Below are 25,808 nucleotides of genomic sequence, written 5' to 3' on the forward strand. Positions count from 1 at the left end.
AAATCACACTCCTTATTCGGCTGGCTGCATTGGGGCGCCAGCAGCAGGCCGGGCACCGCCCATTGGCACTTCTTTGCGCAGGTTGCCGCGAATGGTCTGGTAGACATTCCATGCCATGACCAATCCACCGGCGAGGTAGAGCAGACCGCCTGCCGTACGGATGACGTAGTATGGGAACATTGCGAGCACGGTTTCGGCGAAGGAATAGACGAGGAAACCCTGATCGTCGTATTCGCGCCACATCAGACCCTGCTGGATACCGGCAACCCACATGGCAGCGGCGTAGAGCACGATGCCGAGTGTTGCGAGCCAGAAGTGCCAGTTGACCATGCGGATCGAATAGAGGCGTTCACGGTCCCACAGCTTGGGTGTGAGGTAGTAAACGGCAGCAAATGTGATCATGCCATTCCAGCCCAGCGCACCCGCATGAACGTGACCAATGGTCCAGTCGGTGTAGTGGGACAGCGAGTTGACTGCCTTGATCGACAGCATCGGACCTTCAAAGGTCGCCATGCCATAGAAGGCGATAGCTGCAACCATCAGACGGATGATCGGATCGGTACGAACCTTGTCCCATGCACCCGAAAGCGTCATCAGACCGTTGATCATGCCACCCCATGAAGGCATCCACAGCATGATCGAGAACACCATGCCGAGCGTCTGCGCCCAATCGGGAACAGCCGTGTAATGTAGATGGTGAGGGCCAGCCCAGATATAGAGGAAGATGATAGACCAGAAGTGAACGATCGACAGGCGATAGGAATAGACCGGACGGTTCGCCTGCTTTGGTACGAAATAGTACATCATCGCAAGGAATGGCACGGTCAGGAAGAACGCAACCGCGTTATGGCCGTACCACCATTGGGTCACGGCATCCTGAACGCCTGCGAAGGCCGAATAGCTCTTGACGCCTAAGAACGATACCGGGATCGCCAGATTGTTGATGATATGCAACATGGCAATGGTGATGATGAACGACAGGTAGAACCAGTTTGCCACATAGATATGCGGCTCTTTGCGCTTCAACACGGTGCCGAGGAAGACAACGAGATAGGCGACCCAGACGATGGTGAGCCAGATATCGACATACCATTCCGGTTCAGCATATTCGCGGCTCTGTGTGATACCGAGCAGGTAGCCGGTTGCAGCCATTACGATAAAGAGCTGATAGCCCCAGAATACGAACCAGGCCAAATCGCCACCAACGAGGCGTGCGCGACAGGTACGCTGCACGACATAGAAGGATGAGGCGATGAGTATGTTGCCGCCAAACGCAAAAACAACTGCTGATGTGTGCAGCGGACGCAGACGGCCAAAGTTCAGATAAGGTTCCAGATTGAGATCCGGAAAAGCGAGCTGGGCTGCGATAAGCACACCGACCAGAAAGCCAACAACGCCCCAGAATACGGTTGCGATGACACCATAGCGGATCGGTCCATCCATATAGGTGGACTGGTCAACCTTCTTTGGCGTCAGGCCGTAATCGGCATTCCGCATCAGCAAAATGGTGAAGATGGCAAGTGTAGCGAACAGAATCCACATATGGGTTCTGAACAACTCATCATGAGAAAATCCGGCCAGAAGCACGGCAAAAAGTGCTCCCAGACCAGAAAGGACTGTTCCAGCGGCGTAGTTCATCTAATCCCCTCGCAGCGCAAGTCAGAAGCTGTCGAAGTGAAGACAGCTATAGCGATAGTTCTCTATCGGCTCTCTACGAGAGGGTGTCATTGATCTAAATCAACGAGCGCTTAAGCGCATCCCGAAAAGTGTGAAACGGTTTTCGGACAAGATGCGTGCCAAAACAAAAGATTAGAGCGCCTGCGACGAATTGGGAGTTTTTTGGGAAATCAGTTGCTGTCAGTGATGGGCGTCAGATGGATGAGAATATCAACCTTGCTGACCTTGTAACCCGCAGGTGGCGGAGGCAGGGGACCAACACTTACATCATTGGATGCAATGTCGATGATCCTGTCTTCGTCATGAATGTAGAAATGCGTATGATCACCCGTATCCGTATCGAAATAGGTCCGCTCACTATGTAAGCTGATCTTGCGGATGAGACCTGCACCGGCGAACTGATTAAGTGCGTTGTAGACTGTTGCGACCGAAAGTTTTTCCCCGTGCAACAAGGCTTCTTCGTTCAACATATCTGGGGTTGCATGCCGATGCTTGTCAGTGAACAGTAAGCACCCGAGAGCTATGCGCTGACGGGTCGGGCGCAACCCGGCCCGTCTTAAAATCGCTTTGACTGTTGATGCCTGCTGCCGTCTCCATTCTTTGCCAGAACGAGGAACGTGCTTTGACAAGAGCTGTGAAGCGTCGGGCTCTGATTTAGGCCCCGATCTAGGATTGAACAGCATGAACAGTCTCGGTTTCTTTTCTCAGAAGCGATATCTGAACTCGAACGAATATACGAATCTTAATGCAAATGATTTGCAATTGCATTAATATAGTAAGAGACCTAATGTTCAACTTAAACAGGCAGGAATTTATGTCGCAGTTTGTGCCGGAATGATAAGAAGGGCGCGCAGGCCGCCTTCGATGCGGTTGTGCAATTGCACTTCACCGCCCATGCGTGTTGCTGCCATCTGGACGATTGGAAGGCCAAGACCGCTGCCGTTTTCACTTCTGTTCGCACCGCGATAGAAGCGTTCAGTCACATGGATCATTTCCTCGGGCGGTATTCCGAGGCCATCATCCTCAACAGTGAAGACCAAACGCTCGCCATCCTGATGAAGGCTGCATCGTACCGAACCACCTTCCGGCGAATGGTTGACGGCGTTCTCGATCAGATTGCGCATGGCTAACGTGAAGAGGTGCGGGTATTGCATCGTAACCAGTGGCAGATTGCCCGGTAGCTCGATTTTGACGCCGCGATGCGCCGCAAGCATCCGCATATCCGTTGAGATTGAAACGAGCAGCTGGCAAGCGGGCTCGGGGGCTGGAGGCTCCATTTCATCGCCTGTTTCAAGCGCTGCCAGATCAAGCAACTGATTGACCAGACGGCTGGTGCGATCGACTCCAGCGGCAATCTGACGAACGGCGTTGATACGCATGGCGTCGTCTTTTGCGCCCTCTGCAATTTGGGCCTGTGTTTTGAGACCTGCAAGCGGGGTCTTCAATTCATGTGCCGCAAAGATTGCAAAATTACGCTCGCGCTCCCGCGCTTCTTCCACACGATGGAAAAGCCCGTTGAGCGCCGAAACAGCCGGGGCAATTTCTGACGGAAGCTTCTCTTCACGCAGTGGCCGTAAGTCTCTCGCATCCCGTTTGGATAAGATTGCTGCAAGGTTGCTTAGTGGGTTGAGGCCACGCCGCACGCATAGCCAGATCAGGATAGCGAGGATCGGAAGCAGAAGCAGTGCCGGTAGTACGACGCCCGTAACCACACTTTGCACCAACCGCTCGCGAACTGAAAGGCTGTCGCCAACCATCACGCGCAAGCCCAGTTGCGTATTCTCGACCGCAAAGACGCGCCAGCGATCGCCCGCGACAACTGTATCAGAGAATCCATTGGCTACATCGGTCAGTCGTTCGCCAGGCGCGCTTTCGGATCGTCCCACAAGCTTGCCGTCGATCGCCCATATCTGGCAAAAAAGCTGGCGGTCATACATTGGGAAATCTGGCATGGGCTTCAGCGAAAGCTGCCCGCCATCCCCATCAGGGCCGACTTCGACGCGATGCTCAGTCAGCAACGAGTTGACCATGCGAGCGGCTTCCATCAAGCGCGCATCGAGCACTTTTTCGAGGCGCGACTGCGTGCTGACATGAATCCAGATCACGGCAAACAGCCAGACGAGGCAGGTGATGCCGATCAATATGCCGGTGAGGCGACTGCGAATGGAGTTCATGTATGGGCTCCCGCGAGCCTGTAGCCGACACCGCGAACAGTTTCGATAAAGCCGGAGCCGAGCTTGGCGCGAAGGTGATGGATATGTACTTCCACTGCGTTGCTTTCGACTTCCTCTTGCCAGCCATAAAGGGCTTCTTCGAGCGATGACTTGGAAACGGTAGCCGTCGGGCGCTCCATCAAGGTGCGCAATATCGAAAACTCACGTCGCGTCAGACGCAGGGGGGTGCCCTTGAATTGCACCGTCATTTCAGCCGGATCAAGTTCTACGCCTTGCCATTCAAGTGTAGCACTGGCGCGACCTGAGCCACGCCGTGCTATGGCGCGCACACGCGCCGCAAGCTCATGCAGATCAAACGGCTTGCCGACATAATCATCTGCACCCGCATCAAGACCTGCAATGCGTTCGGGCACCTGATCGCGAGCGGTCAATAACAGAACTGGTGTTTCATCGCGTGCTTGTCGCATGGCTTTCAATAGGTCGAGGCCGGAACCGTCGGGAAGCATCAGATCGAGCACGATCGCATTGTAATTCTGGGCAGCAAGGGCTGCCTCTGCATCGCCACAACTTGCGACAGCGTCCACGGTAAAGCCGGCCAACCCCAGTCCCACGGAAAGCCCGTCGAGCAGGATTGCATCGTCTTCAACCACCAGAATGCGCATGTGTCTTCCTGTTTCCGCCTTGTTTCAACTGTAAGCGGCTTCTCGCTTTGCCAGCTTAAGGCTGCCTTAAGGTGACGGCAGCATTTGCTTTTTACAACCTAATCTATTTTGCACGAATCAAATTACCCGGAATAATTCGAATGCGCTTTTTTGCGATACTCGTCGCTTTTTTTATGATGGTTCTTTCGTCCGCAGTGGCTGCAAGCCCGCTGCCGGTCAATGATGCATTTCGTCTAAGCGTGGTGAAGGACGGCGATAACCGACTGATTTTCAATTGGCAGATTTCAGACGGCTACTATCTTTATCGCGATCATATCGAAGCAAAAGATACAAAAGGTCAGGCGCTGGCCGTCGATACCCAGCCAGGCATCGCAAAAGATGATCCGAACTTCGGACGCCTTGAAGTCTATTATACCCGTGCAAGCGCCGGTATTCCGGCAGGCAATGAACCCATTCAACTGACTTATCAGGGCTGTCAGGAAGACGGCATCTGCTATCGACCTGAAACCCGTACCATCGATCCGGTAACGCTTGCAGTCAGCAGTCAGATGGGTAAGGCCTTTTCACAAGGCTCGGCATTTACGGCCGCGCCAACACCGAATGACCAAGGCAAAGCTTTCGCACTCGCTCCTGAAAAGGGCATGATTGAGAACCTGCTTGATCAGGGTGGTTCAGTGCTGGTGATTGCGGCTTTTCTTGCTTTCGGCGTGCTACTGGCCTTTACGCCTTGCGTGTTCCCGATCTATCCGATTGTTGCCGGAACTCTGGCGCGAGAAGGTGAAAAACTGACTGCGCGACGTGGTTTTGTTCTGTCGAGTACCTATGTTGTCAGCCTTGCGCTTGGGTTTGCAGTCATTGGCGCTATTGCAGGCTGGTCCGGCCAAAACCTGCAAATGGTGCTGCAATCCAAATGGATGGCCTTGGCACTTGCCGGAATATTCACACTGCTGGCCCTGTCGATGTTCGGCCTGTTCCAAATCCAGTTGCCATCATCGTGGGTGAGTGCAATTTCTGCCAAGACTGGTCAACGAACCGGTTCAAAACGCTCTGCTGCAATTCTCGGCTTTTCGTCGGTGTTGATCGTTGGCCCCTGCGTTACGGCACCCTTGGCAGGCGCGCTACTTTATATCGCGCAGACCGCCAACGTAGCACTCGGAGCCAGCGCTCTCTTCGCACTTGGCATCGGCAAAGGTCTGCCTTTGATTGCGTTTGCTACGCTTGGTGCAGGCACCTTGCCACGTGCCGGAGCCTGGATGGAACTGTTCAAGCAGGTATTTGGCTTTGGTTTTCTGGCAACTGCTATCTTTATGGCGGCACCTTTGTTGCCCTCGGGCGTGGATATGGTGCTTTGGGCCTTGCTGCTGTTTGGCGTTGCGCGCTTTGCCTTTCTCAATATACCGGGGCGCAGTGTTGTCGCCCGCACCATCGGCACGACGGCCTTCGTTTATGGCGTTATTTTGATGCTCGGCGTGGCATCGGGTGGCCGCGATCCATTGCAACCGCTGGCGGCATTGGTTAATCGTGACGTTAACCATAATTTGGCCGAGCTGCGATTCGCGCCGGTCGATACGGTTTCTGCCCTTCAGGAAAAGCTGGACGCGGCGCACGGCGACAAGCCGACGCTGGTCTATTTCACGGCAGATTGGTGCGTAAGCTGCTCTACTGTGGAGCGGCGCGTCCTGCCGGATGCAGGCGTGAAGAAAGCGCTTGGCGGATATCAGCTTATCAAGGCGGATGTCTCGGACCTCAATGCGGGCAATGCCGATCTCATGGCAAAGCTCAAAGTGGCAGGTCCGCCAACCATGGTTTTCTTCAACAATGCCAGCAAAGAGCCTGAAGGAACAAGATTGGTCGGCGATGTATCGTCGGCAACCATTGAACGCTCTGTCGGGCTTCTGAGGACCGACCAGAAGCAAGGCTTATGAGAGCGCATCCGAAAAGTGGAAACCGGTTTTCGGAACAAGATGCGCGTTAAAACGAAAGGTTGGAGCGCTGATCTGGTGCAATCAGATCAAAACGCGCTCTAAATTGAACATGGCTCGGGGACATTTGGGGTATTGGGCATTGACTACTCAAAATCAAAAGGGGCGCACAGCAGCGTCCGTAGCGCGGCTGTTGTTGATCAGCCTGCTGCCGCTAGTCGTTGCGGCTTGTACGACGACGTCGTCAGATAGCCCGATCGCAGTGACGATGCCAGAAACGGTTGCTGTCGCTCCTCAGCCCGTGGCTGCAGCACCTGTTGTTGAGCCTTTGCCAGAACCTGAAGTGCAGACGGCAAAGAGCGAATATGAAGTCATGTATGGTGCAGTCAATGATGGCGGTAATCAGATTGCAGCACTTGATCTGAGCAAAATCGCCGAGCGTAATCTGCGTAAGCAGGTCAATTACAAGACCAGCCATCCGGTCGGAACTATCATTGTCGATCCCTATGCGCGCTATCTTTATCTCGTGCAGCCCGGCGGCAAAGCCATGCGTTATTCCGTAGGTGTCGGTCGTGCAGGCCTGACTTTCAGCGGTGAGGCAAAGGTTGCGTATAAGGCGCAATGGCCGCGTTGGACGCCGACGCAGAATATGATTAAGCGCAATCCGGATCATTACGCGAAATATGCCAAGGGTCTGGAAGGTGGTATCCGCAATCCACTCGGCGCGCGAGCCCTCTATCTCTATCGCGATGGCAAAGATACGCTCTATCGCATCCACGGTACGAATGAGCCATGGTCGGTCGGCAAAGCCGCATCTTCAGGCTGCATCCGTCTTTTCAATCAGGACATTCTCGACCTTCATAAGCGTGTTTCCAGCGGAAGCCGTGTCGTCGTTCTGGATAAGTCTCAATCAAGGGCCCAATCTTCTGAAGGAGAAAGCTAATGATCAATCGTCGTCAGATGCTGGCAGCAACTGCAGCCGGTGCCGCAACAATTGCCATTTCTGGCGGCGAGAGCTTCGCCCAGCGTGTGCCGACTGTCGCCGATGTCCTCTATGACAAAGACATCCCGGTTCTCGGCAATCCAAATGGCGATGTCACCATCGTTGAATATTTCGACTATCAGTGCCCTTACTGCAAAAAGGGCCATGCCGAACTCATGCGCGTTGTCGAAAATGACGGCAAGGTGCGGTTGGTGTTGAAAGACTGGATTATCTTTGGCGACAACTCGGCTTATCCGGCGCGGCTGGTGCTGGCGGCCGAAAAGTCTGGTGACTACGTCAAGGCGATGGAAGCCATGATGGTAACACCGGGCCGTCTGACCAAAGATCAGACGGATGCAGCACTCAAGAAAGCTGGTCTTGATCCGAAAAAGCTTGAAGCCGCTTACAAAGCAGATGCTGCACGGATCAACGGCATTCTTGAACGCAATATGGATCAGGGTGAAGCCTTCAATTTTGGTGGCACTCCGTCCTTCGTCATTGGCACCAGACTTTATGGCGGCGTGATGAAAGAGCAGGACCTGATCGAAGCGATCAAGGAAGCGCGCAAGGCTTAAAAACGTTTCGGAAATTTGAAAGCAAGCAGCGGAGTGTTGTCGGTCTTGTCTGGGGTTAGATTTCCTTCATATTAGGAAGGACAACGGACATGAACCTGATGACACTCACGCAAACGAACAGCAACGACACTGATGAAAGCCGCTGGAGACAAGTGCTGGCGCGCGACAAGGCATCAGATGGCCAATTCGTTTACGCTGTACGCACGACGGGCGTCTATTGCCGCCCTTCATGCCCATCGCGGCGGGGAAAACGCGAAAATGTGCAGTTTTTTGTTGCTTGCGAAGATGCAGAGCATGCAGGCTTTCGCCCTTGTATGCGGTGCAAGCCACACATTGATGCGACGCTCGACGCACAAAACAACGCGCGTTATGCCGATATGGTATCTGCAGCCTGCCGCTTCATTGAAAGTGCCGAAGAAGTTCCGGCACTCGAAGACATTGCGCGTGCAGCAGGGGCAAGTTCCGCACATTTCCATCGCATCTTTAAAAGCTTTACTGGCCTGACACCAAAGGCTTATGCCGATGCACATCGTGCAGGCAGAATGCGAGCAGCACTCAAGGCCAATGGCAGCCGCGTAACGGACGCGATCTATGAGGCAGGCTATAATTCCTCCAGCCGCTTCTATGAGGCTTCGGACAAGATTCTCGGCATGAAACCGAAGGTCTACAAGTCCGGCGGCGAAAATGAGACCATCCGCTTTGCGATCGGACAGTCGGCACTTGGTGCTGTTCTGGTGGCCGAAAGTGAGAAGGGGGTCTGTGCCATTCTGATGGGCGATGATCCGCAGGAGCTGATTATCGATCTGGAAAAGCGCTTTCCGAAAGCGCAGCTTGTCGGAGCAGACCGCGATTTCGAGGATCATATCGCGCAGGTGATTGGCTTTGTCGAAAATCCCGGTATTGGGTTTGATCTGCCACTTGATTTGAGAGGCACAGCTTTTCAGCAGCGCGTGTGGCAAGCTTTGCGGGAAATTCCACTGGGCAAGACCGTAAGCTATAGCGAACTTGCCCAGACAATCGGTCTGCCCAAATCAACGCGGGCCGTGGCCCAAGCCTGTGGTGCCAACAAGATTGCTGTTGCGGTTCCTTGCCATCGGGTCGTGCGTCATGATGGCGGCCTTTCCGGCTATCGCTGGGGTGTGGAGCGCAAGCGTGATCTGCTTGAAAGAGAGCGCCAGTCATGAAGGATAAACTGGCCTCTTATGACTGGGGAAAAATCGCCGATGAGCTGGATCAGTTTGGCACTGCAACGCTTGCAAAAATCTTGTCCTCACATCAATGCAATCAGCTTGTCGGGCTCTATGATGCACCCGATGCATTCCGCTCGACAATCACGATGGCAAGACATGGCTTCGGGCGTGGTGAATACAAGTATTTTTCCAACCCGCTCCCGGATATCATTCAAGGCTTACGGCAAGAGCTATATGCGCGGCTAAGTCCCATCGCCAATCGTTGGAGCGAGCGTCTTGGGAGCGGAGTACAATATCCCACAAGCCATGATGCGTATCTCGCAATCTGTCATGCGGCAGGGCAGACGCGTCCGACACCACTTATCCTGCAATATGTCGAGGGTGATTATAATTGCCTGCATCAGGATCTCTACGGCGATCTGGCTTTCTCGCTTCAGGTGGCGGTTCTGCTGTCACAGCCGGGCGAGGATTTCACCGGCGGCGAGTTTGTGCTGACCGAGCAGCGCCCGCGTATGCAAAGCAGGGCGGAAGTCGTGCCTTTAAGGCAGGGAGATGCCGTGATTTTTGCGGTAAACGACAGGCCAATTCGTGGCACACGTGGCGATTATAAGGCGAAAATGCGGCACGGCGTCAGTCGTCTGCGCTCAGGCAAGCGTCATACGCTGGGCATTATATTTCACGATGCACGATAAAGGGTTGCAACGTTTCGGTTGATGGCTTTTGATCGCGGCACGAGATCAAAGGAGTCGGAAATGAGCGTGACCATTTACGGTATCAAAAACTGTGACACCATGAAGAAGGCGCGTACATGGCTTGAAGATCATGGCATCGATTACACCTTCCACGATTATAAGAAGGAAGGCCTCGATGCTGCGACACTCGACCGCTTTCTAAAAGACATTGAGTGGGAAAAACTGCTCAATCGTGCAGGCACAACCTTTCGCAAACTGCCAGATGGCGAGCGTCAGAATGTCGATGCTGCGAAGGCACGCGAGCTGATGCTGGCGCAGCCTTCTATGGTCAAGCGGCCGGTACTGGATAAGGCTGGCAAGCTGACTGTCGGCTTCAAGCCCGATCAATACGAGATGTTCTTCAAAGCTTGAGCATCTCAAGGTTTGCCTTAGATAATATGTCTTCACATGACGATAGCGGGCAGGCCAAATCATGCATAAGCGGTTAGACAGAGTTTTCCAGCAATGGTCGGTCAGTTGGCGCGATGCGCTGATTGCCTCCGTTGCCGGTGCGGTTGCATGGCTGGTTTGTCAGTGGATGCTCGGCCAGCCGCGACCCGTCTTTGCAATGGTGACGGCAGTTATCTGTTTGGCACCTAATCTGCCCAATCACGGAAAACAGGCAGTGGGTGTCATTACCGGTGTCACAACGGGGGTTGTGGTCGGCGAACTCTCGTTGCTTTTGCCGGAAACAATTCCGGTCCTGCATATGAGCGTTGTCACTTGCATCGCGATGGTGCTTGCAACGACCTTCGGCTTGGCGCCGGCAATAGCCATCCAATCCGGCGTTTCCGCCATTCTTGTGCTGGCGATGGGCCCGCAGGTCGCGGGCATGACACGCCTCATCGATGTGCTGGTGGGCGCTGGCATTGGTCTACTGTTCAGCCAGATATTGGTGACACCTGATCCGGTACGGCTGATTGACAGGGCCGTGCGTGGGCTTGTCGATAACATCCTGAAAGGCTTGAAACAGTCAGCGGTAGCGCTTGAAAAGCAGGACGTTGTCCATGCCCAAAGCGCCATAAACCAGTTCACGCAGGCGCAGCGCGCGCTGAATGCTCTGGGCGACGGTATCGCTTTAGCGCGGTCGAATGCGCGCTGGTCCTTGCGTGGACGGCTCGTCGCGCGCGAAGTCAGTGAAATGGCAGGCCGCTATGATCGCCGCGGCATTCGTCTTTATGCATCTGCTTTGCTGTTTGGCGAGGCGCTTGGCAATGCGCTGCGCAAGAAAGAAGCCTCACCACCTGAATGGATCGCACGGTCGCTGCAATCGGTAATCCACAATTGCAATTTGGATGAAGGCGACACACCGGAGCGTTTGACACCAGTGCCACAGGATATCGATTTCAGCTGGCGTGATACGGCTTTTCGCCTGCAGTCGGTCAATGAGACGCTGCTGCACTTCCTGCATTCGGCCCAGCCCGACAGCGTGCCTGTTCGTAAGACATAATCGTCTGCTGCTTTAGGCTTGCTGCTGTGAGAACCGCCAAGTGATGGGAAACCTTACAAAAATTTAACTGGTAAAGGATGCGGGACAGGCATTTCATAAATGCAGAATTGCATTTTTGGATTTCCTGATGTTTGTATCGTTTTTCCCGCGTCCCAAGCTCTTCTTTTCGTCCGCACTTCTCTGGACCATCCTTGCTGTGCTCGGCTGGTATGAAGGGGGCGCTAAACTGGGCGGCATGGTCGGATTGCCACCTGCAGCAGCTGATGCAGCCCCCATCATCGGTGCGAGCATCTTCTGGTCGGCACCATTCCTGTGGTTCTATGTTTATTTCGCGGTGGTGGCGCTGGCATTCTACACTTTATGGGCTTGGTTCTCACCGCATCCATGGCAGCGCTGGTCGATCCTTGGCTCGGCTCTCATCCTGTTTACGACTTACTTCAGCGTTCAGGTCAGCGTTGCGGTCAATGCCTGGTACGGGCCGTTCTATGACATGGTGCAAAAAGCTTTGAGTACGCCGGGTGCCGTTTCGGCCGCCGATTTTTACTGGGGCGCACTGGACTTCGCGGGCATCGCTTTTCTGGCGATCACGATTGGCGTCCTGAGCATGTTCTTCGTCAGCCATTATATCTTTCGCTGGCGCACGGCCATGAACAATTATTACATGCTGCACTGGCAGAAACTGCGCCATATCGAAGGTGCCGCCCAGCGCGTGCAAGAGGATACGATGCGCTTTTCCACGACGCTGGAACAGCTTGGTGTCAGCCTCGTAAAGTCCGTCATGACACTGATCGCCTTTCTGCCGGTGCTTTTTACGTTCTCGGAAAAGGTCAGCGAACTTCCGATTATTGGCACTATTCCGCATGCGCTGGTTTGGGCCGCTATTGTGTGGGCGATCTTCGGGACCGCCTTTCTGGCGCTCGTCGGTATCAAGCTGCCGGGTCTCGAATTTAACAATCAGCGGGTGGAAGCAGCATATCGTAAGGAGCTTGTTTATGGCGAAGACCATGCGAACCGCGCTGAACCGATAACCATGGGCGAGCTGTTTTCAAATGTGCGCCACAACTATTTCCGACTCTACTTTCACTATGTGTATTTCAACGTCGCGCGCATTTTCTATCTGCAGGCGGATAATATCTTTCCGCTGCTGATCCTCATTCCTTCTATTGTCGCGGGTAAGCTGACGCTGGGTCTAATGAGCCAGATTTCCAACGTTTTCGAGCAAGTGCGAACCTCGTTCCAATATCTCGTCAACTCATGGACGACGATTATTGAACTGCTTTCAATCTACAAGCGCTTGCGCGGTTTTGAGGCAGCGATTGATGGGCCGCTAGTGCCTGCACTGGATCAGGAAAATCTCGGTCTGTCGGCATAAACTGCACACCAAGCTCTAGGGTCCAGACTCAATTGAGCCACCATGTGACGATGGCAGCGATATAGCATGTGGCTGTAAAGTTCAGCATGAGCTTGTCATATCGTGTCGCGACCCTCCTCCAGTCCTTGAGGCGGCAAAAGGTGCGTTCGATGATGTTTCGGCGGCGGTAGGCAATTGGGTTGAAAGGTTTGATCCGCTTACGGGTCGGATTATTTGGAATGACCGGTTCAGTGCCGCGAGCTTTGAGAAAATCGCGTAACGCGTTGCTATCGTAAGCCGTATCGGCAGCGCACAGGTTGCTTGGCGGCAGTGGCTCAAGCAGTGGGATGGCAATGGGAGCGTCACCGCGCTGCCCAGGGGTTATTCTCAGTGCGACTGGGCGGCCACAACCATCGACAACAGCATGTATTTTTGTCGATCTGCCGCCTCGCGATCGACCGATGGCTTGAGCTTCCGCCCCCCTTTTCCGCCAGCAGCAGATCGGTGCGCCTTTGCGGTGGTGCTGTCGATCATGTGAATGTCGCGATTGGTCGTCTGCACCAGTGCTTCGAATAGTTGCCGCCATATGCCTTTGGCAGACCAACGATGGAAACGATTGTAGATGGTTGTCGAGGGACCGTAGACAGCGGGGCAATCCTGCCACCGACAGCCAGTGCGCAGCACATGGATGATGCCGCTAATCACCCGGCGGTCGTCAGTTCGATGCGCGCCGGGTTGGTTCGTTGGAAGCAAAGGAGCGATCACTGCCCATTGCCGATCATCAAGCCAGAATTCTCCTGCCATGCTCCAAAACTCCCGTTATCAGGAGAGTGAATCATGAAGAAGTAATTTGATCAAATGTTTAATTGGGTTTGGAGCCTAGTGTTATGATCGATTCTGCGTGGCATGGCCGCTCGGGGAGTCGGTGCTGTTGAGATAATCATTATAGGTCGTGCACTTAACATCTGGCTTACTGCAGACTTCCGACACCAGTCGTTCCATGGCGCGCCAATAGGCCCCGTCATTCATCAGCACAAAATGAAAACCGAGCTGCAACGGAATGCGCTCGCCTTCATATTGCTTGTCAAAAGCGGCGCGAAACGCCTTGTAGGCGCGTTCCTCAAATTCGGCTGATTGGGCTGGTGCTTCCTTGCCCTTTGAGTGACGAACATAGAGATTATAATCCATGCCGACGATAACGCGCTGGGAGGGACCTTCAGGAATAAGCGGCAGGCCAAACGATGCAAACCGGCTATTTATCTGCGGTAATTCCGGTCCGCGTGTGATGGACGATGCCTGATAGCGGAAGCCATTGGCTTTCAACGCATCCTGCACGGGCTTGGAGGCTGCGAGATAAGGCGCGCGGAAGCCGTTGATGCCTTTACGGGCCAGCTCCTGCCAGCCGTCGGGTTCGCCTTCGATACCATTGTTTTTGTAGGCATCTGCCGTGATGCGACGGAATTCCCTGATTTCCTTGTCCCAGTCTGCGGTTGACCAGTTGGTGCCATCAAAATGGCCACAGCCATGGCTTGCGATTTCGTTGCCTTCCAGATGTGCCTGCCAGATATTATCGAGGCGGGTCACAACCTCATCGTCGCTTAATGCAAAACCAACATTGGATGAACCAGCACGCTTATGCGGTGGCTGATAATCACGACGGTCCTTCTTGGTCATCAGAAAGACGCAGGACAGGAAATAGGTGAAATGTGCGTTGTTGTTTTTTGCCAGCTCCCGCGAGCGCGTCCAAAGCTTGTTGTCATGCGCTCCGTCAAACGAAATCAGCACATATTGCGGCTTCGTCGTCTCAGCGACGACGGAACTTGCAGCGAGTGCGGAAGCGATGATGACGGCGGGAGTGATGAGACGCATGGGGGAATGAACGCAATCTGGCTGGAAAAGTTGCCTGTTAGTCACAAAATATGGCGAAGCTCCGACGCAAATGCACATTGTTTCTTGCGCTTACAGCTTATTTCGCCGACAGGTCTTACATATGGCGCGAATTCCGACTAAAAGCGCCAGAATAGATAAATTAAGATCAACGGTTTTTAGAGCGCGGCTCCACAAGTGTCGCACTCCACTAAAGATGGCAGGTCCATGGCAGACGACAGTTTCATTCGCGAGGTAAACGAGGAACTCCGTTCAGAACGGGCAAAGCAGGTTTGGAAAAACTTCGGCCCGGTCGTGATCGGTGCTGCGGTTGCGGTTGTCATTGGTACGGCCGCCTGGGTTGGCTATCAGCATTGGACTGACAGCAAAGCCTCTGCTTCCGGTGACAAGTTCCTGGCAGCACTCGATCTGGCCTCTTCCGGCAAGAACGATGAAGCTATTGCGGCACTCGATGATCTGGAAAAGACCGGTTACGGCTCTTATCCAGTGCTGGCTCGTCTGCGCGCTGCCTCCGTTCAGGCAGAAAAGGGCGATGTGACAGCAGCTGTTGCAGCCTTTGATGCTGTTTCTGCCGACAATGCCGTACCTGCGCCAATGCGTGATGTGGCCCGTCTGCGTGCAGCTTATCTGCTCGTTGATTCTGGTTCTTATGATGATGTCGCAAAGCGCGTTGAAACGCTTTCGGCAGATGGCAATCCAATGCGCTCCAGCGCGCGCGAGGCTCTTGGTCTGGCAGCATGGAAGGCGGAGCGTTTCGATGATGCTGCCAAGCTTTATCAGCAGATTGCCAATGACACTCTGGCTCCGGCGAATATCCGCCAGCGGGCCAATACAATGCTAGATCTCATGCGCGGCGCCGGTATCAATTTGCCGGAAGCCCAAGGCTAAACCGCGCTTACCTCCGGAGTAATACGAACCCATGGGTTTCACTCTCGCCATCGTCGGGCGTCCCAATGTCGGCAAGTCCACACTGTTTAATCGCCTCGTCGGCCGCAAGCTGGCGCTGGTCGATGACTTGCCGGGCGTTACGCGCGACCGGCGCATCCATGATGCCAAGCTTTACGATCTGAAGTTTCAGGTCATCGATACTGCGGGTCTCGAAGATGCAGCCAATGACAGCCTGGAAGCACGCATGCGCGCCCAGACTGAGGCTGCTATCTCTGAAGCCGATGCAATTCTGTTTGTGATTGATGCCAAAGCCGGCCTGACGCCTGCTGACAGCACTTTTGCTGAACTGGTGCGTCGTTCCGGTCGTCCCGTTGTGTTGGTTGCCAACAAGGCGGAAGCACGCGGCGCGCAAACCGGCATGTACGATGCTTTCCAGCTCGGCTTGGGCGAACCATGCGCGATTTCTGCTGAACATGGTCAGGGCATGCCTGATCTGCGCGACGCGATTGTCGAGCTTCTGGGCGAAGAACGTGCATTTGCAGATCAGCGTGCAGAAGAAGCTGCGGAAGAGGCCTTCACACCTAAAGCGGTTGGTGAGCTGATCGGTGATGATATCGAAGACCCGGATGAAGAAATCATTCCGGAATACGATACGACCAAGCCACTGCGCATTGCCATTGTTGGACGCCCGAATGCAGGCAAGTCCACAATGATCAACACCATGCTCGGCGAAGACCGTCTGCTGACGGGCCCCGAAGCCGGTATCACGCGCGATTCGATTTCCGTTGACTGGGAATGGCGTGGACGCAACATCAAGCTGTTCGACACCGCTGGTCTGCGCCGCAAATCGCGTGTGCAGGAAAAGCTTGAAAAGCTTTCCGTAGCCGATGGTCTGCGTGCTATTCGCTTTGCTGAAGTTGTGATCATCGTGCTCGATGCAACAATCCCGTTTGAAAAGCAGGACTTGCAGATTGCCGATCTGATTATTCGCGAAGGTCGTGCGCCGGTTATCGCGTTCAATAAATGGGATCTGATCGAAGATCGCCAGATGGTTCTGGAAGATCTTTACGAAAAGACCGCACGGCTTCTGCCACAGGTACGTGGTCTTCGCGCTGTGCCGATTTCCGGTGAGCGCGGCCAGGGGCTGGACAAGCTCATGGAGAATGTGGTCAAGACCCATGAAATCTGGAACCGTCGTATCTCGACCGGTCGCCTGAACCGTTGGCTGGAAGGGGTTATTGCGCATCAGCCGCCACCGGCAGTTTCGGGACGCCGTCTCAAGGTCAAGTACATGACGCAGATCAAGACCCGCCCGCCAGGCTTTGTGGTCTCCTGCTCGCGTCCTGATGCGATGCCGCAATCCTATGTGCGTTACCTCATCAACGGTTTGCGTGAGACATTTGAAATGCCGGGCGTGCCGATCCGCCTGTCGCTCAAGACATCGGAAAATCCGTTCGCGGGCCGTGCGAAAAAGAAGCGCTAAAAGCATTTCTGACGAGAGCTACTGCTGCTTTCGCTGATTAAGAAATGCAGCAGAACAAAGCAAAAGCCCGGGACACGATCCCGGGCTTTTGCTTTAAGTTTTAATCGCCGCGAGATGCCTTGGCACCTGCAGGCGCTCCGGTCATGCCACCGTCCACGGTGATTTCTATGCCGGTCACGTTGGTGGATTCGTCGGAAGCGAGATAGAGCGCAGCTCGGGCGATTTCTTCCGGTTCGCTCATCCTGCCCGTAACGCTTCTGCTGCCAAGCTGAGCCTCAAGAACTGTCATTGCATCTGGTGTCGGCGCAGAAGAATGCCAGATCGGTGTTTTGGTTGCGCCCGGCGTCACCTGATTTACACGGATGCCCCGCGGCGCAAGTTCTGCTGCGAAATTGCGCGTGAATGCGCGCACCGCACCTTTGGATGCCGCATAAGCACCCCATCCCGGAACGCCAAGCACAGCGTGGACCGAACCGTTCAGGATGACGGATGCATTGTCATTAAGATGAGGCAGGGCAGACTGTACTGTGAAGAAGACTGCCGTCAGATTGGTGCTGATAATTTGATTGAACTGCTCAAAACTTGTCTGACCGAGCGGTGTTGCACCACCAATACCAGCATTGGCGAAAACCACATCAAAACGACCGAACTTTTGCGCAGCTTCCGTAAAAGCGGCTTCGGTTGCCGCAGCATCGGTGACATCGAGTTTTAGTGCAAAAGCGTTGTTGCCCAGTTCGTTTTGAGCTGCGGCAAGTGTTTCCGGATTTCTGCCGGTGATAATGACCTTTGCGCCCTCATCGAGAAATACCTTGGCGGTGGCAAATCCAATACCGCTATTACCGCCGGTGATCACGGCAACCTTGTTGTTCAGGCGCATTTCAGTCTCCTGGGTTTTATCCAATGTGGATTATGATTGACATCCATAAAGATTATGTATGTAATCCAGAACGTCAAGTCACGAAATTGGGAGAATTTTTATGGGCCATTCCCAGCTCGACAAACAGAAGACCCACGATCGTATCGTAGAAGTCGCAGCGCGTCGTCTGCGCGAAAAAGGGTTGGAAGGCATCGGTGTGGCCGACCTCATGAAAGAGGCAGGGCTGACGGTTGGCGGTTTCTACAAACACTTTGCCTCTCGTGAGGACATGGTTGTCGAAGCTATGGAGCTGGCATTCAATGCATGGGAAGCAAGCGCGAGGGCCAAGGGGAAAGACCCTGCGACGGTCCCTATCGGCGAATATGTGGAAACCTATCTCAGCTCAGAGCATAGAGACGATGTAGCAAGCGGGTGCCCATTCGCCGCACTCACCGCAGATATGGCACGCAGTGGCGACAAGTGTCGCGCGGCGGCAACCGCACGGATTAAAACCAACCTCGACACCATGATCGCTCGGCTTGATGATACGCGCGATGCAGAGGCGCGTCGCAAGGCGATTATTCTTTCGTGTCTGATGACGGGCGCTGTTGGAACAGCCCGCATCGTTGATGATGCGGAACTGTCGGATGAAATTCTCGCGACGGTGCGCGAATTCGTCGGGGAATTTGTGCGGGATCGATAATCCCGTTTCAGGCAAACACGCCACCCTCATCGGCATCGACCGTGATCGATAGCGACACATGACGCGGACGCGTTAGCGCAAACAGAACGGATTCGACAATATCGCGACTGGTGGCTGCTTCACCCTTGTGCCGTTTGGATGAAGCTTCCCAACTTTCATCAAGCGGCGAGGCGTCTTCGAGATAAGGCGGATGTACGACGATTGAGCGAACGGGCGTGTTAGCGAGTTTTTGCCGCAAACCATCTGCCAATGCTGCCTGGGCGCGCTTTGCTGCATAGAACGGCACGGAGACTGTTTGAAGCGGCGCATTTGACAGGCCGCTAATCGATCCAATCATCACGATATCCGGACCGGATGATTGATTGAGAAGGGGAAGTAGCCCCTGTGTAAACAGAAATGTTCCGGTCACGGCCGCATTAACCACGCCCGCGACTTCCGCGATCGAATAGTCTTCTTTCCGGTCTTCGAGCCACATCGCGCCATTGTTGATGAGAATATCGACTGCCGCATGATCTGATTTGATGGTTTCGATGGCCGCTGCAACGCTTTTCATGTCAGCAAGATCGACTTGAACGGTTTTCACGCTGCGTCCGCTTTTGTCCGCAATACTTTTTGCTGTTTCTTGAAGCGCGTTCAGATTTCGTCCGCAAAGCACGACATCGCATCCGGCTTCCGCGAGGGAAAATGCCAGTGCTGCACCCAGACCGCGTGCTGCACCCGTGACAATTGCGGTGGTTCCTTCAAAGCGGGACATGGCTTTTCCTTTGCGGCATAAGTTGCGACAGTGTCTTATTCGCCTTTCGTGGCTTGAGAAACTCATATTCGTCTGCTAATCCGCCGCCTCCTGAAATTTCCCACATATCAGAGGCAGACCATGACGAAAGCTGAACAAGGCCAGAGCGAAAGCCAGTTTAATGGCGTGACCTTGGGCATCGATTTCGGCACCACCAATACGGTGCTGTCTCTGGCATCCCCTGATGGTACGACTGCAGTGCTAAGTGTGCCGAAAGATGGCGTCGACATCACCGGCTATCGTTCGATTCTTTGCTTCTGGCAGGATCGCGAAACAGGACAGCGCACTTCAGAAAGCGGTCCGTGGGCAATGGATGCCTTCGTCAATGCACCCCATTCGACACGCATGCTTCAGTCCTTCAAGACGTTTGCCGCGCAGAAGTCCTTCACCGACACACCCGTTTATGGCAAACGCTTCAAGTTCGAAGATATTCTAGAGACTTTTCTAGAATCAGTCGCAACCCGCCTTGGCGACAAGCTTCCGCCCAGAGGCAATCGTGTCGTCGTTGGTCGTCCGGTTATTTTTGCGGGAGCGTCTCCTGATGAAGAACTGGCCATGCAGCGCTATGAAAAAGCGTTCCGTGCCTTTGGGTTCACCGATATCCATTATGTGTATGAACCTGTTGCAGCGGCATATTTCTATGCGCAGGAACTCAAAGCCGAATCGACGGTTCTCGTAGCTGACTTTGGCGGCGGTACGAGCGACTTTTCCATCGTACGATTTGAAGTGGGCGCGCAGGGCTTGAGCTTCACGCCGTTGAGCCAGACGGGTCTAGGCATTGCTGGTGACACATTCGATTATCGCATCATCGACAATGCGGTTTCACCGCTCCTGGGAAAAAATGGCGAATATAAATCTTTCGGCAAGCGCCTGCCGATACCCCGTCATTATTATGCGAATTTCGCACGGTGGAACACGCTGTTCCTTATGAACTCGCCTTCAACTATTCGCTCACTGACCGATCTTGCCAAGAATGCTGTCGATCCTGAACCGCTCGAACATTTCATCAACCTGATCGAGAACGACTATGGCTATGAGATTTATCGCGCTGTCTCAAACCTCAAAGTGCGGCTATCTTCGGAAAGAATATCCGAGCTTCATTTCAAGGCAGATGATTTCGAAATTAGGTCCGATATCACGCGCAACGATTTTGATAGCTGGATTGCAGATGACGTGGCCAATATCGAGCAATCAGTAGAGCAGGCTGTTGAAAAGGCCGGACTTACCTTCGATGGCATTGATCGGGTCTTCCTGACAGGCGGCACATCCTTCGTGCCTGCCATCCGTGAGGCTTTCGAAAAGCGTTTCCCCGACGCCATGGTCACAAGCTCGAACCAGTTTGATTCGATTGCCAATGGTCTGGCGTTGATTGGTCAGAGCGCCGATATTGAACGTTGGGCGGTTAAGCGGCCGGTTTGATCTGGTCGAGCCTCAACTCAGGCATCGGCGACAGTTCTTGCAAAACATTCTGCGATCTTTTCGTTAGCGCCAATGCCCTTGGCCCATTTCACAATCTCCGGCATTTCACTTTCGTCAGCGATACCGCCCCAAACATCTTTGAATTTTGGGACATTCGGTGAAATATCGAAGAAGAAGTAACCGGGATCGGCAACTGCCACGTCTGCATAAACAATCGACCACTTGTCATATTGCATGAACGAATTGATTTTAACCGAGGCTGGCTTGACCTTCTTGCCAAAGCTTTTGGCAATTAGCGCTGCATAATCCGCTTTCTGCTGTGTGCTGATTGTTGTCGTCACGCCGTCGCAAGCCGATTTCGCTGATGCGGCATGGGCTGACGTAAGCAATGCACTTAACATGAGTCCCAAAATGGATGCCGTCTTAATCATCCCGGTCACCAATACCCTCCATGACTATGTGTAGCTATGAGCTTAACACATATTTCTTAGGGTAAGATATTGATTGGCGTGCCGTTTGGTACCTTCGACCAGATTTCACGCATTTCCGTGTTGCTCACGCCGATGCAGCCGTCTGTCCAGTCCCAAAGATGGTGCATAGGAGCAAGCACGCCCCAGCCATTGGGCAGGCCATGGATCATGATATTGCCGCCGGGTGCATAGCCGGCTGTATCGGCGACACTCTGGTCTACACTGTTCGGATACGAAATATGCAGGCTTAGATGGGCCATCGAGCGTGGATTGCGCCAGTCAATGATGTATGCGCCCTCAGGCGTTTTCTGATCTCCCTCACGGCTCTTATGTCCACCGTCGCCATTGCCGCCGAGTGCGATTCGATAGGTGCCAATCACAGTACCATTGCGTAGCAACGTCATCCGACGCTCGCCTTTATAGACCTTGATGGCATCCGCCTGTTGTTCTGCGGGCAGAAGTTGTGGCGGCTCACCTGAACCGATGCGTACCATGACCTTGGTGTAGCCGAACAAGCCGACAGCGATGAGAACTACGGCGAAAAGGATTTTCTTGATCATATCGGTCGCTTATTTTTGGTCTGTGGCGCGTTCAAGGCAGTCTTTGATGCCCGTTTCACAAACGGGCGTTTGCGCACGGATTTCTGGATTGTCACGCCACATTTTGTATGTGACCCAAAACTCGACATCCTTGTAGGCATATGTTCCGGCACGTTTATTGTTGCGACTTTTCTCCAGCGCTTCGCCAGTGATCACTATATGATGTGCAAGCCGTTTGAACTCCCAAGGCTGAGCGCCCTTCTTATGCTCGAACGCTTCCAAGTGATAATATGGATCGTTATGAGCCGGATCGGGCTCCTGATGAATGACGGCCCAACGGGTAATTTTGGGTGTGTCGGTAAGGATCACGACGCGATCTAAGGTTTCAGCATTAGGACTTGAAAGCAGAAAGGGGAGGGCAATTAGTGCTGCCGCCGCTGCATTCAATGTCTTTTTGCCAATCATTTTAAATTCCTTTTGCATTCCAGATAAATCCAGCACGCTCCTGCCCAAATGCATTTGCTATTGGGACGGCTAAAAAAGCAAATGAAAACAAACCTTCCCGAGCTGTGTTAATTCAAAATTAATCAATATTTTCAAAGGGTAAACAAAAACGCGTTAACCATCCATCAAGGTTAATACTCCATTATTCGCTATAGTTAAGTAATCGTTGCGAGTGGAGTTTGCGGTGCGTCTTGGTTCCATACGAGCGCTGTTTGGCCGGTCTAAGGCCGTTGCCGAGCCGGTATGGCATTATCCGGTAACGGGCTATTGCCCCGAGGATGGTCGCTATTACGCTGTGCGTGCAAAGCCACGTCAGGTTGCGCGCAAGCCACATCGCTTCGTGCCGCTCATGCTGGCAGCGATCACCTACCTGTTCAACTCCAATGCAATCGCTTTTCAGGACATGGCAAGCCTTGTGCCGACCGCAGATGTCGCTGGTCATCGCTGGACAGCCTTTGTCGCCAAAGCTCCGGTTGGTTCGCTGCATCAGGCAGAAATGCCTTTTGTGGATGCAACAACAGTCACAGGCAGCATCGCCACCACCGGCATTCAGGTGCCGGGCATTGGCCGTGTCGCGCTTTCCGGCGGACAGAAGACAGCAAAACTTGGCGTCGATGATCCCAATCCGGATGAAAACCGCATCAATCGTGCGGACAAGACCGACCGTATCGTTTCGGTGAAGCCTAAGGCTCCGGCGCGGGCTTTCAATGCTGGCAGCATGTTTGAGAAAATCAGCATGATCACAGCGCCGCGTGAAAAGATTGATGCGCGTATGGCCTTCTCAAAATCCAGCATCGAAGGGAAGGAGGTTGAGATCGCAATGGCGTTCCACGCGGTCAAACCACCTAAACCCAAACAGGACATGCCTGTGCAACTGGCAAAGCTGATCAACAACAATGAGCCCGACGTTCTCGCGTTGGGCTATGCGCCTTCTAAGCCGGACTACGGCAAGACATCGCCCTTCGAAAGCATTCTGACGCCAGAAGCCGACGCGGGTCGTTTTGTGCCGCCGATCAGTGATCAGGATCACGCATGGGCGGCAACGCCTTTGCCCGCAGAATCGTTTGGCTCGAAAGAGCAGAAATGTCTTGCGGAAGCTGTCTATTATGAAGCGCGTGGCGAAAACGTAAAAGGGCAGGTCGCCGTAGCGCAGGTCGTACTCAACCGCGTGCGCAACCCGGCTTATCCGGGAACCATTTGCGATGTGGTTTATCAGAATCGTAACTGGCTCAATGCATGCCAGTTCTCATTTGCCTGCGACGGTCAAAAGCATCGCGTAACCGAGATGCCACAATGGCGTATGGCACAGCAGGTCGCCAAGACGGTGACGGCTGGTCAGATTTGGCTACCGGAAGTTGGTTCCTCTACCCATTATCACGCGACCTATGTCAGCCCGTTCTGGGCACCTACAATGAAGAAGATGACTAAGATTGGTCTTCATGTGTTTTACCGCACCTATGGCGGTGGCTGGAGCTGATTGTTGCCGTTTGTTCAGGTAGTTGGCTAAGAAATCACTTTCGGACACATTTATTTGTCTCGAACGTCGCTTGAAACGGATGCACATTGATGAATCTATGTGCCGAGGTTCGCTCAATTCGATTCCAATTTTGAGGCCGAATTGCTGCATGAACTCCGGCTTTGGGCGGAAAATGAGTCGCACCATCGGCTAAATCATTGCATTTCCTAGATAAAAAACCTTTTGAAGCAACTGCTTGACCGCCTTGACTAGCGCGCGGTGTGTCAATATGTTGCGCGCAACTTGGAAATGGGCTTTTACGGCCCGCATTTCTTGCAAAAAGGAGCTGCCAATGACGAGCGGCACTGAGCCCGGAAAATCATCCGGTGTAGGCAGGGATGTGGAACGCAAAACTGTTTCCGGGGGGCTGGATCAGCGTTTGAACCGCCTTGAGGCCGAACTGGCCAAAAAGGGGATGTTTAAGCCACCGGCTTCCGAGGATGAACGGTCGGAAACATCCAGTTCCGTCGCGCAAGCCATGAAACTCTCCAGCGAGTTTATTGCTGGTATTGTGGTCGGTGCGTTGATCGGTTGGTTTCTTGATCGTTACGCAGGCACGTCGCCATGGGGGTTAATTATCTTTCTCCTTCTGGGCTTCGGTGCTGGCACCCTCAACGTGCTCCGTTCCGCAGGTTATGTTGCCGATCAAGGCAATATTAAGTCTAGCGTGGAAAAGAGCGATAAGGAATAAGTCTTCGCGGACATCACGAAAATGTTCGCGTATAGACACGTAAGACATGCGGGCCTCTCGCCCGAGAATTAAACGCCTTAGGGCAGGAACGACAGACGAGGTAAAGGTGGCCAACGATCCGATCCATCAGTTCCAGGTTTCCCGGTTGATTCCGATCGACGTCGGTGGTTTGGACCTGTCGTTCACCAATGTTTCGGCCTTCATGGTCGCAACGGTGGTGCTTGCGTCAGGCTTTCTGTACTTCACGTCGTCGAGCCGTGGACTGATCCCAAGCCGCCTTCAGTCGGTTTCGGAAATGGCTTATGAATTTGTGGCGTCGAGCCTGAGAGATTCGGCCGGGTCGAAGGGCATGAAGTTCTTCCCATTCGTTTTCTCTCTGTTCATGTTCATTCTGGTTGCGAACTTTATCGGCCTGTTTCCTTATTTCTATACGGTCACCAGCCAGATCATCGTGACGTTTGCTCTGTCGCTGCTCGTCATCGGCACTGTGATTATCTACGGTTTCTACAAGCATGGCATTGGCTTCCTCAAGCTGTTCGTGCCAAGCGGTGTGCCGGGCATTATCGTGCCACTGGTCGTCGCCATTGAAATCATCTCGTTCCTCTCGCGTCCAATCAGCCTCTCGGTTCGTCTTTTTGCGAACATGCTGGCAGGCCACATTACGCTCAAGGTTTTCGCAGGCTTCGTTGTCTCGCTGAGTTCGCTTGGTGCGCTTGGTGTTGGTGGCGCGATCCTGCCTCTTATCATGACGGTCGCGATCACCGCGCTTGAGTTCCTGGTTGCATTCCTCCAGGCCTACGTCTTCACCGTTCTTACCTGCATGTACATCAACGACGCAGTACATCCGGGTCACTAAAGCATGTTGCGGAAAAGTGGGTTACCGGTTTTCCGACAACAACATGCGTAATGAAAATATTTAAAGCGCCTCGTATTGGTAAAATAAAAAACGAAGCGCTTTGAGGTTCTCGCCGGCGGGTTTCCGCCAGAACAGAAATCCGCACTAATTTGCAATCCAGAAGGAGCTTTAACATGGAAGCGGAAGCAGCAAAGTACATCGGCGCCGGTCTCGCCTGTTTCGGTATGGCCGGTACGGCTCTCGGCCTCGGCAACATTTTCGGTAGCTATCTCTCGGGCGCTCTGCGTAACCCATCCGCTGCTGACAGCCAGTTCGGCCGTCTCGTGTTCGGTTTCGCTGTGACGGAAGCTCTGGGCATCTTCTCGCTGCTCATCGCGCTTCTGCTCCTCTTCGCTGTTTAATAAACAGTCGCAAGAAACTGGCCTGCCGCGATCTGTATCTTGAAATGCAGCGCGGCTGGCCTTTGCATATGACGTCTAAGTGAGCATG

The 25,808-nt window shown here is 53.6% G+C and carries 26 protein-coding genes and 1 pseudogene; 16 read left to right on the forward strand and 11 right to left on the reverse strand.

Annotated features, from left to right (window positions below; genetic code table 11):
- Positions 1-12: 12 nt before the first annotated feature.
- From ccoN to CES85_RS11350, 4 genes are all read right to left on the reverse strand, one after another.
- Positions 13-1,638, reverse strand: a complete 1,626-nt coding sequence (gene ccoN, locus CES85_RS11335; protein WP_095446091.1) for a cytochrome-c oxidase, cbb3-type subunit I — start codon at positions 1,636-1,638, stop codon at positions 13-15.
- Positions 1,639-1,847: 209 nt separating this feature from the next.
- Positions 1,848-2,360 carry an iron response transcriptional regulator IrrA gene (gene irrA / locus CES85_RS11340; RefSeq protein ID WP_095446092.1) on the reverse strand — a complete coding sequence of 171 codons (513 nt, stop codon included), beginning with the start codon at positions 2,358-2,360 and terminating at the stop codon, positions 1,848-1,850.
- A 129-nt stretch (positions 2,361-2,489) separates the two neighbouring features.
- Positions 2,490-3,851: an ATP-binding protein gene (locus CES85_RS11345; RefSeq protein ID WP_095446093.1), complete on the reverse strand. Its 1,362-nt coding sequence runs from the start codon at positions 3,849-3,851 to the stop codon at positions 2,490-2,492.
- Positions 3,848-4,513 carry a response regulator gene (locus CES85_RS11350; RefSeq protein ID WP_095446094.1) on the reverse strand — a complete coding sequence of 222 codons (666 nt, stop codon included), beginning with the start codon at positions 4,511-4,513 and terminating at the stop codon, positions 3,848-3,850. Before CES85_RS11350 ends, CES85_RS11345 begins: the two co-directional genes overlap by 4 nt.
- Before the next feature lie 140 nt (positions 4,514-4,653).
- Between CES85_RS11350 and dsbD the strand changes: the two genes are divergently transcribed.
- From dsbD to sbmA, 8 genes are all read left to right on the forward strand, one after another.
- On the forward strand, positions 4,654-6,438 hold the full coding sequence (dsbD, locus tag CES85_RS11355) for a protein-disulfide reductase DsbD (protein WP_095446095.1): 1,785 nt from the start codon (positions 4,654-4,656) through the stop codon (positions 6,436-6,438).
- A 139-nt stretch (positions 6,439-6,577) separates the two neighbouring features.
- On the forward strand, positions 6,578-7,378 hold the full coding sequence (locus CES85_RS11360; protein WP_235902054.1) for a L,D-transpeptidase: 801 nt from the start codon (positions 6,578-6,580) through the stop codon (positions 7,376-7,378).
- Positions 7,378-7,992 carry a DsbA family protein gene (locus CES85_RS11365; protein WP_095446097.1) on the forward strand — a complete coding sequence of 205 codons (615 nt, stop codon included), beginning with the start codon at positions 7,378-7,380 and terminating at the stop codon, positions 7,990-7,992. The genes CES85_RS11360 and CES85_RS11365 overlap by 1 nt, the downstream gene beginning before the upstream one ends.
- A gap of 89 nt (positions 7,993-8,081) precedes the next feature.
- On the forward strand, positions 8,082-9,176 hold the full coding sequence (gene ada / locus CES85_RS11370) for a bifunctional DNA-binding transcriptional regulator/O6-methylguanine-DNA methyltransferase Ada (protein ID WP_095446098.1): 1,095 nt from the start codon (positions 8,082-8,084) through the stop codon (positions 9,174-9,176).
- Entirely contained in the window at positions 9,173-9,874 is a 702-nt protein-coding gene (locus CES85_RS11375; protein ID WP_095446099.1) for a 2OG-Fe(II) oxygenase, read from the forward strand. Before ada ends, CES85_RS11375 begins: the two co-directional genes overlap by 4 nt.
- Positions 9,875-9,934: 60 nt before the next feature.
- Positions 9,935-10,285 carry an ArsC family reductase gene (locus CES85_RS11380; protein WP_095447843.1) on the forward strand — a complete coding sequence of 117 codons (351 nt, stop codon included), beginning with the start codon at positions 9,935-9,937 and terminating at the stop codon, positions 10,283-10,285.
- 61 nt (positions 10,286-10,346) lie between these two features.
- Positions 10,347-11,363, forward strand: coding sequence for an FUSC family protein (locus CES85_RS11385; protein ID WP_095446100.1), 1,017 nt, complete (start codon positions 10,347-10,349; stop codon positions 11,361-11,363).
- 127 nt (positions 11,364-11,490) lie between these two features.
- A complete protein-coding gene (gene sbmA / locus CES85_RS11390; protein WP_095446101.1) occupies positions 11,491-12,735 on the forward strand; it encodes a peptide antibiotic transporter SbmA in 1,245 nt (414 codons plus the stop codon).
- 97 nt (positions 12,736-12,832) lie between these two features.
- On the opposite strand, the pseudogene CES85_RS11395 reads toward sbmA, so the two are convergent.
- Positions 12,833-13,518 (reverse strand): annotated as a pseudogene (locus tag CES85_RS11395) (IS5 family transposase); the annotation flags it as partial.
- Between the two features lie 81 nt (positions 13,519-13,599).
- Positions 13,600-14,583, reverse strand: a complete 984-nt coding sequence (locus CES85_RS11400; protein WP_095446102.1) for a polysaccharide deacetylase family protein — start codon at positions 14,581-14,583, stop codon at positions 13,600-13,602.
- 225 nt (positions 14,584-14,808) lie between these two features.
- Here CES85_RS11400 and CES85_RS11405 point away from each other — a divergent pair, with 225 nt between their 5' ends.
- Positions 14,809-15,489, forward strand: a complete 681-nt coding sequence (locus CES85_RS11405; RefSeq protein WP_095446103.1) for a tetratricopeptide repeat protein — start codon at positions 14,809-14,811, stop codon at positions 15,487-15,489.
- Positions 15,490-15,520: 31 nt separating this feature from the next.
- Entirely contained in the window at positions 15,521-16,972 is a 1,452-nt protein-coding gene (gene der / locus CES85_RS11410; RefSeq protein ID WP_095446104.1) for a ribosome biogenesis GTPase Der, read from the forward strand.
- Positions 16,973-17,072: 100 nt separating this feature from the next.
- Here the strand turns inward: der and CES85_RS11415 are convergent, their stop codons facing one another.
- Positions 17,073-17,849 (reverse strand): SDR family NAD(P)-dependent oxidoreductase, encoded by a 777-nt coding sequence (locus CES85_RS11415; protein WP_095446105.1) that lies wholly within the window; start codon positions 17,847-17,849, stop codon positions 17,073-17,075.
- A gap of 100 nt (positions 17,850-17,949) precedes the next feature.
- Between CES85_RS11415 and CES85_RS11420 the strand changes: the two genes are divergently transcribed.
- Positions 17,950-18,531 (forward strand): TetR/AcrR family transcriptional regulator, encoded by a 582-nt coding sequence (locus CES85_RS11420; RefSeq protein WP_095446106.1) that lies wholly within the window; start codon positions 17,950-17,952, stop codon positions 18,529-18,531.
- Between the two features lie 7 nt (positions 18,532-18,538).
- On the opposite strand, the gene CES85_RS11425 is transcribed toward CES85_RS11420, so the two are convergent.
- The gene (locus tag CES85_RS11425; protein WP_095446107.1) at positions 18,539-19,285 is read right to left on the reverse strand and encodes an SDR family oxidoreductase; all 747 of its coding nucleotides are present in this window, start codon (positions 19,283-19,285) and stop codon (positions 18,539-18,541) included.
- 120 nt (positions 19,286-19,405) lie between these two features.
- Here CES85_RS11425 and CES85_RS11430 point away from each other — a divergent pair, with 120 nt between their 5' ends.
- Positions 19,406-20,743, forward strand: a complete 1,338-nt coding sequence (locus CES85_RS11430) for an Hsp70 family protein (RefSeq protein ID WP_095446108.1) — start codon at positions 19,406-19,408, stop codon at positions 20,741-20,743.
- Positions 20,744-20,760: 17 nt separating this feature from the next.
- Here the strand turns inward: CES85_RS11430 and CES85_RS11435 are convergent, their stop codons facing one another.
- Genes CES85_RS11435 through CES85_RS11445 form a run of 3 tightly spaced genes read right to left on the reverse strand, consistent with a single transcriptional unit; the run spans position 20,761 to position 22,235 of the window.
- Positions 20,761-21,174 carry a hypothetical protein gene (locus tag CES85_RS11435; protein ID WP_095446109.1) on the reverse strand — a complete coding sequence of 138 codons (414 nt, stop codon included), beginning with the start codon at positions 21,172-21,174 and terminating at the stop codon, positions 20,761-20,763.
- A 56-nt stretch (positions 21,175-21,230) separates the two neighbouring features.
- Positions 21,231-21,773, reverse strand: a complete 543-nt coding sequence (locus CES85_RS11440; protein WP_095446110.1) for a L,D-transpeptidase family protein — start codon at positions 21,771-21,773, stop codon at positions 21,231-21,233.
- Positions 21,774-21,782: 9 nt separating this feature from the next.
- Positions 21,783-22,235 carry a DUF5086 family protein gene (locus tag CES85_RS11445; RefSeq protein ID WP_235901695.1) on the reverse strand — a complete coding sequence of 151 codons (453 nt, stop codon included), beginning with the start codon at positions 22,233-22,235 and terminating at the stop codon, positions 21,783-21,785.
- 205 nt (positions 22,236-22,440) lie between these two features.
- On the opposite strand from CES85_RS11445, the gene CES85_RS11450 reads away from it, so the two are divergent.
- The 4 genes from CES85_RS11450 (at position 22,441) to CES85_RS11465 (ending at position 25,720) form a co-directional block, all read left to right on the forward strand.
- Positions 22,441-23,733, forward strand: coding sequence for a cell wall hydrolase (locus CES85_RS11450; RefSeq protein WP_095446111.1), 1,293 nt, complete (start codon positions 22,441-22,443; stop codon positions 23,731-23,733).
- A 331-nt stretch (positions 23,734-24,064) separates the two neighbouring features.
- Positions 24,065-24,463, forward strand: coding sequence for an AtpZ/AtpI family protein (locus CES85_RS11455; protein ID WP_095446112.1), 399 nt, complete (start codon positions 24,065-24,067; stop codon positions 24,461-24,463).
- Between the two features lie 106 nt (positions 24,464-24,569).
- A complete protein-coding gene (locus CES85_RS11460) occupies positions 24,570-25,319 on the forward strand; it encodes a F0F1 ATP synthase subunit A (RefSeq protein ID WP_095446113.1) in 750 nt (249 codons plus the stop codon).
- 173 nt (positions 25,320-25,492) lie between these two features.
- The gene (locus CES85_RS11465) at positions 25,493-25,720 is read left to right on the forward strand and encodes a F0F1 ATP synthase subunit C (protein WP_007632966.1); all 228 of its coding nucleotides are present in this window, start codon (positions 25,493-25,495) and stop codon (positions 25,718-25,720) included.
- Positions 25,721-25,808: the final 88 nt, after the last annotated feature.

Origin of the sequence: Ochrobactrum quorumnocens (genome assembly GCF_002278035.1) — a bacterium.
Classification (GTDB): Bacteria; Pseudomonadota; Alphaproteobacteria; order Rhizobiales; family Rhizobiaceae; genus Brucella; species Brucella quorumnocens.

What these genes read in the sequence shown, in the direction of transcription:
- ccoN (WP_095446091.1), bottom strand. Translation starts at nt 1,638, where the DNA reads ATGAACTACGCCGCTGGAACAGTCCTTTCTGGTCTGGGAGCACTTTTT.
- irrA (WP_095446092.1), bottom strand. Translation starts at nt 2,360, where the DNA reads ATGCTGTTCAATCCTAGATCGGGGCCTAAATCAGAGCCCGACGCTTCA.
- CES85_RS11345 (WP_095446093.1), bottom strand. Translation starts at nt 3,851, where the DNA reads ATGAACTCCATTCGCAGTCGCCTCACCGGCATATTGATCGGCATCACC.
- CES85_RS11350 (WP_095446094.1), bottom strand. Translation starts at nt 4,513, where the DNA reads ATGCGCATTCTGGTGGTTGAAGACGATGCAATCCTGCTCGACGGGCTT.
- dsbD (WP_095446095.1), top strand. Translation starts at nt 4,654, where the DNA reads ATGCGCTTTTTTGCGATACTCGTCGCTTTTTTTATGATGGTTCTTTCG.
- CES85_RS11365 (WP_095446097.1), top strand. Translation starts at nt 7,378, where the DNA reads ATGATCAATCGTCGTCAGATGCTGGCAGCAACTGCAGCCGGTGCCGCA.
- ada (WP_095446098.1), top strand. Translation starts at nt 8,082, where the DNA reads ATGAACCTGATGACACTCACGCAAACGAACAGCAACGACACTGATGAA.
- CES85_RS11375 (WP_095446099.1), top strand. Translation starts at nt 9,173, where the DNA reads ATGAAGGATAAACTGGCCTCTTATGACTGGGGAAAAATCGCCGATGAG.
- CES85_RS11380 (WP_095447843.1), top strand. Translation starts at nt 9,935, where the DNA reads ATGAGCGTGACCATTTACGGTATCAAAAACTGTGACACCATGAAGAAG.
- CES85_RS11385 (WP_095446100.1), top strand. Translation starts at nt 10,347, where the DNA reads ATGCATAAGCGGTTAGACAGAGTTTTCCAGCAATGGTCGGTCAGTTGG.
- sbmA (WP_095446101.1), top strand. Translation starts at nt 11,491, where the DNA reads ATGTTTGTATCGTTTTTCCCGCGTCCCAAGCTCTTCTTTTCGTCCGCA.
- CES85_RS11400 (WP_095446102.1), bottom strand. Translation starts at nt 14,583, where the DNA reads ATGCGTCTCATCACTCCCGCCGTCATCATCGCTTCCGCACTCGCTGCA.
- CES85_RS11405 (WP_095446103.1), top strand. Translation starts at nt 14,809, where the DNA reads ATGGCAGACGACAGTTTCATTCGCGAGGTAAACGAGGAACTCCGTTCA.
- der (WP_095446104.1), top strand. Translation starts at nt 15,521, where the DNA reads ATGGGTTTCACTCTCGCCATCGTCGGGCGTCCCAATGTCGGCAAGTCC.
- CES85_RS11415 (WP_095446105.1), bottom strand. Translation starts at nt 17,849, where the DNA reads ATGCGCCTGAACAACAAGGTTGCCGTGATCACCGGCGGTAATAGCGGT.
- CES85_RS11420 (WP_095446106.1), top strand. Translation starts at nt 17,950, where the DNA reads ATGGGCCATTCCCAGCTCGACAAACAGAAGACCCACGATCGTATCGTA.
- CES85_RS11425 (WP_095446107.1), bottom strand. Translation starts at nt 19,285, where the DNA reads ATGTCCCGCTTTGAAGGAACCACCGCAATTGTCACGGGTGCAGCACGC.
- CES85_RS11430 (WP_095446108.1), top strand. Translation starts at nt 19,406, where the DNA reads ATGACGAAAGCTGAACAAGGCCAGAGCGAAAGCCAGTTTAATGGCGTG.
- CES85_RS11435 (WP_095446109.1), bottom strand. Translation starts at nt 21,174, where the DNA reads ATGATTAAGACGGCATCCATTTTGGGACTCATGTTAAGTGCATTGCTT.
- CES85_RS11440 (WP_095446110.1), bottom strand. Translation starts at nt 21,773, where the DNA reads ATGATCAAGAAAATCCTTTTCGCCGTAGTTCTCATCGCTGTCGGCTTG.
- CES85_RS11445 (WP_235901695.1), bottom strand. Translation starts at nt 22,235, where the DNA reads ATGCAAAAGGAATTTAAAATGATTGGCAAAAAGACATTGAATGCAGCG.
- CES85_RS11455 (WP_095446112.1), top strand. Translation starts at nt 24,065, where the DNA reads ATGACGAGCGGCACTGAGCCCGGAAAATCATCCGGTGTAGGCAGGGAT.
- CES85_RS11465 (WP_007632966.1), top strand. Translation starts at nt 25,493, where the DNA reads ATGGAAGCGGAAGCAGCAAAGTACATCGGCGCCGGTCTCGCCTGTTTC.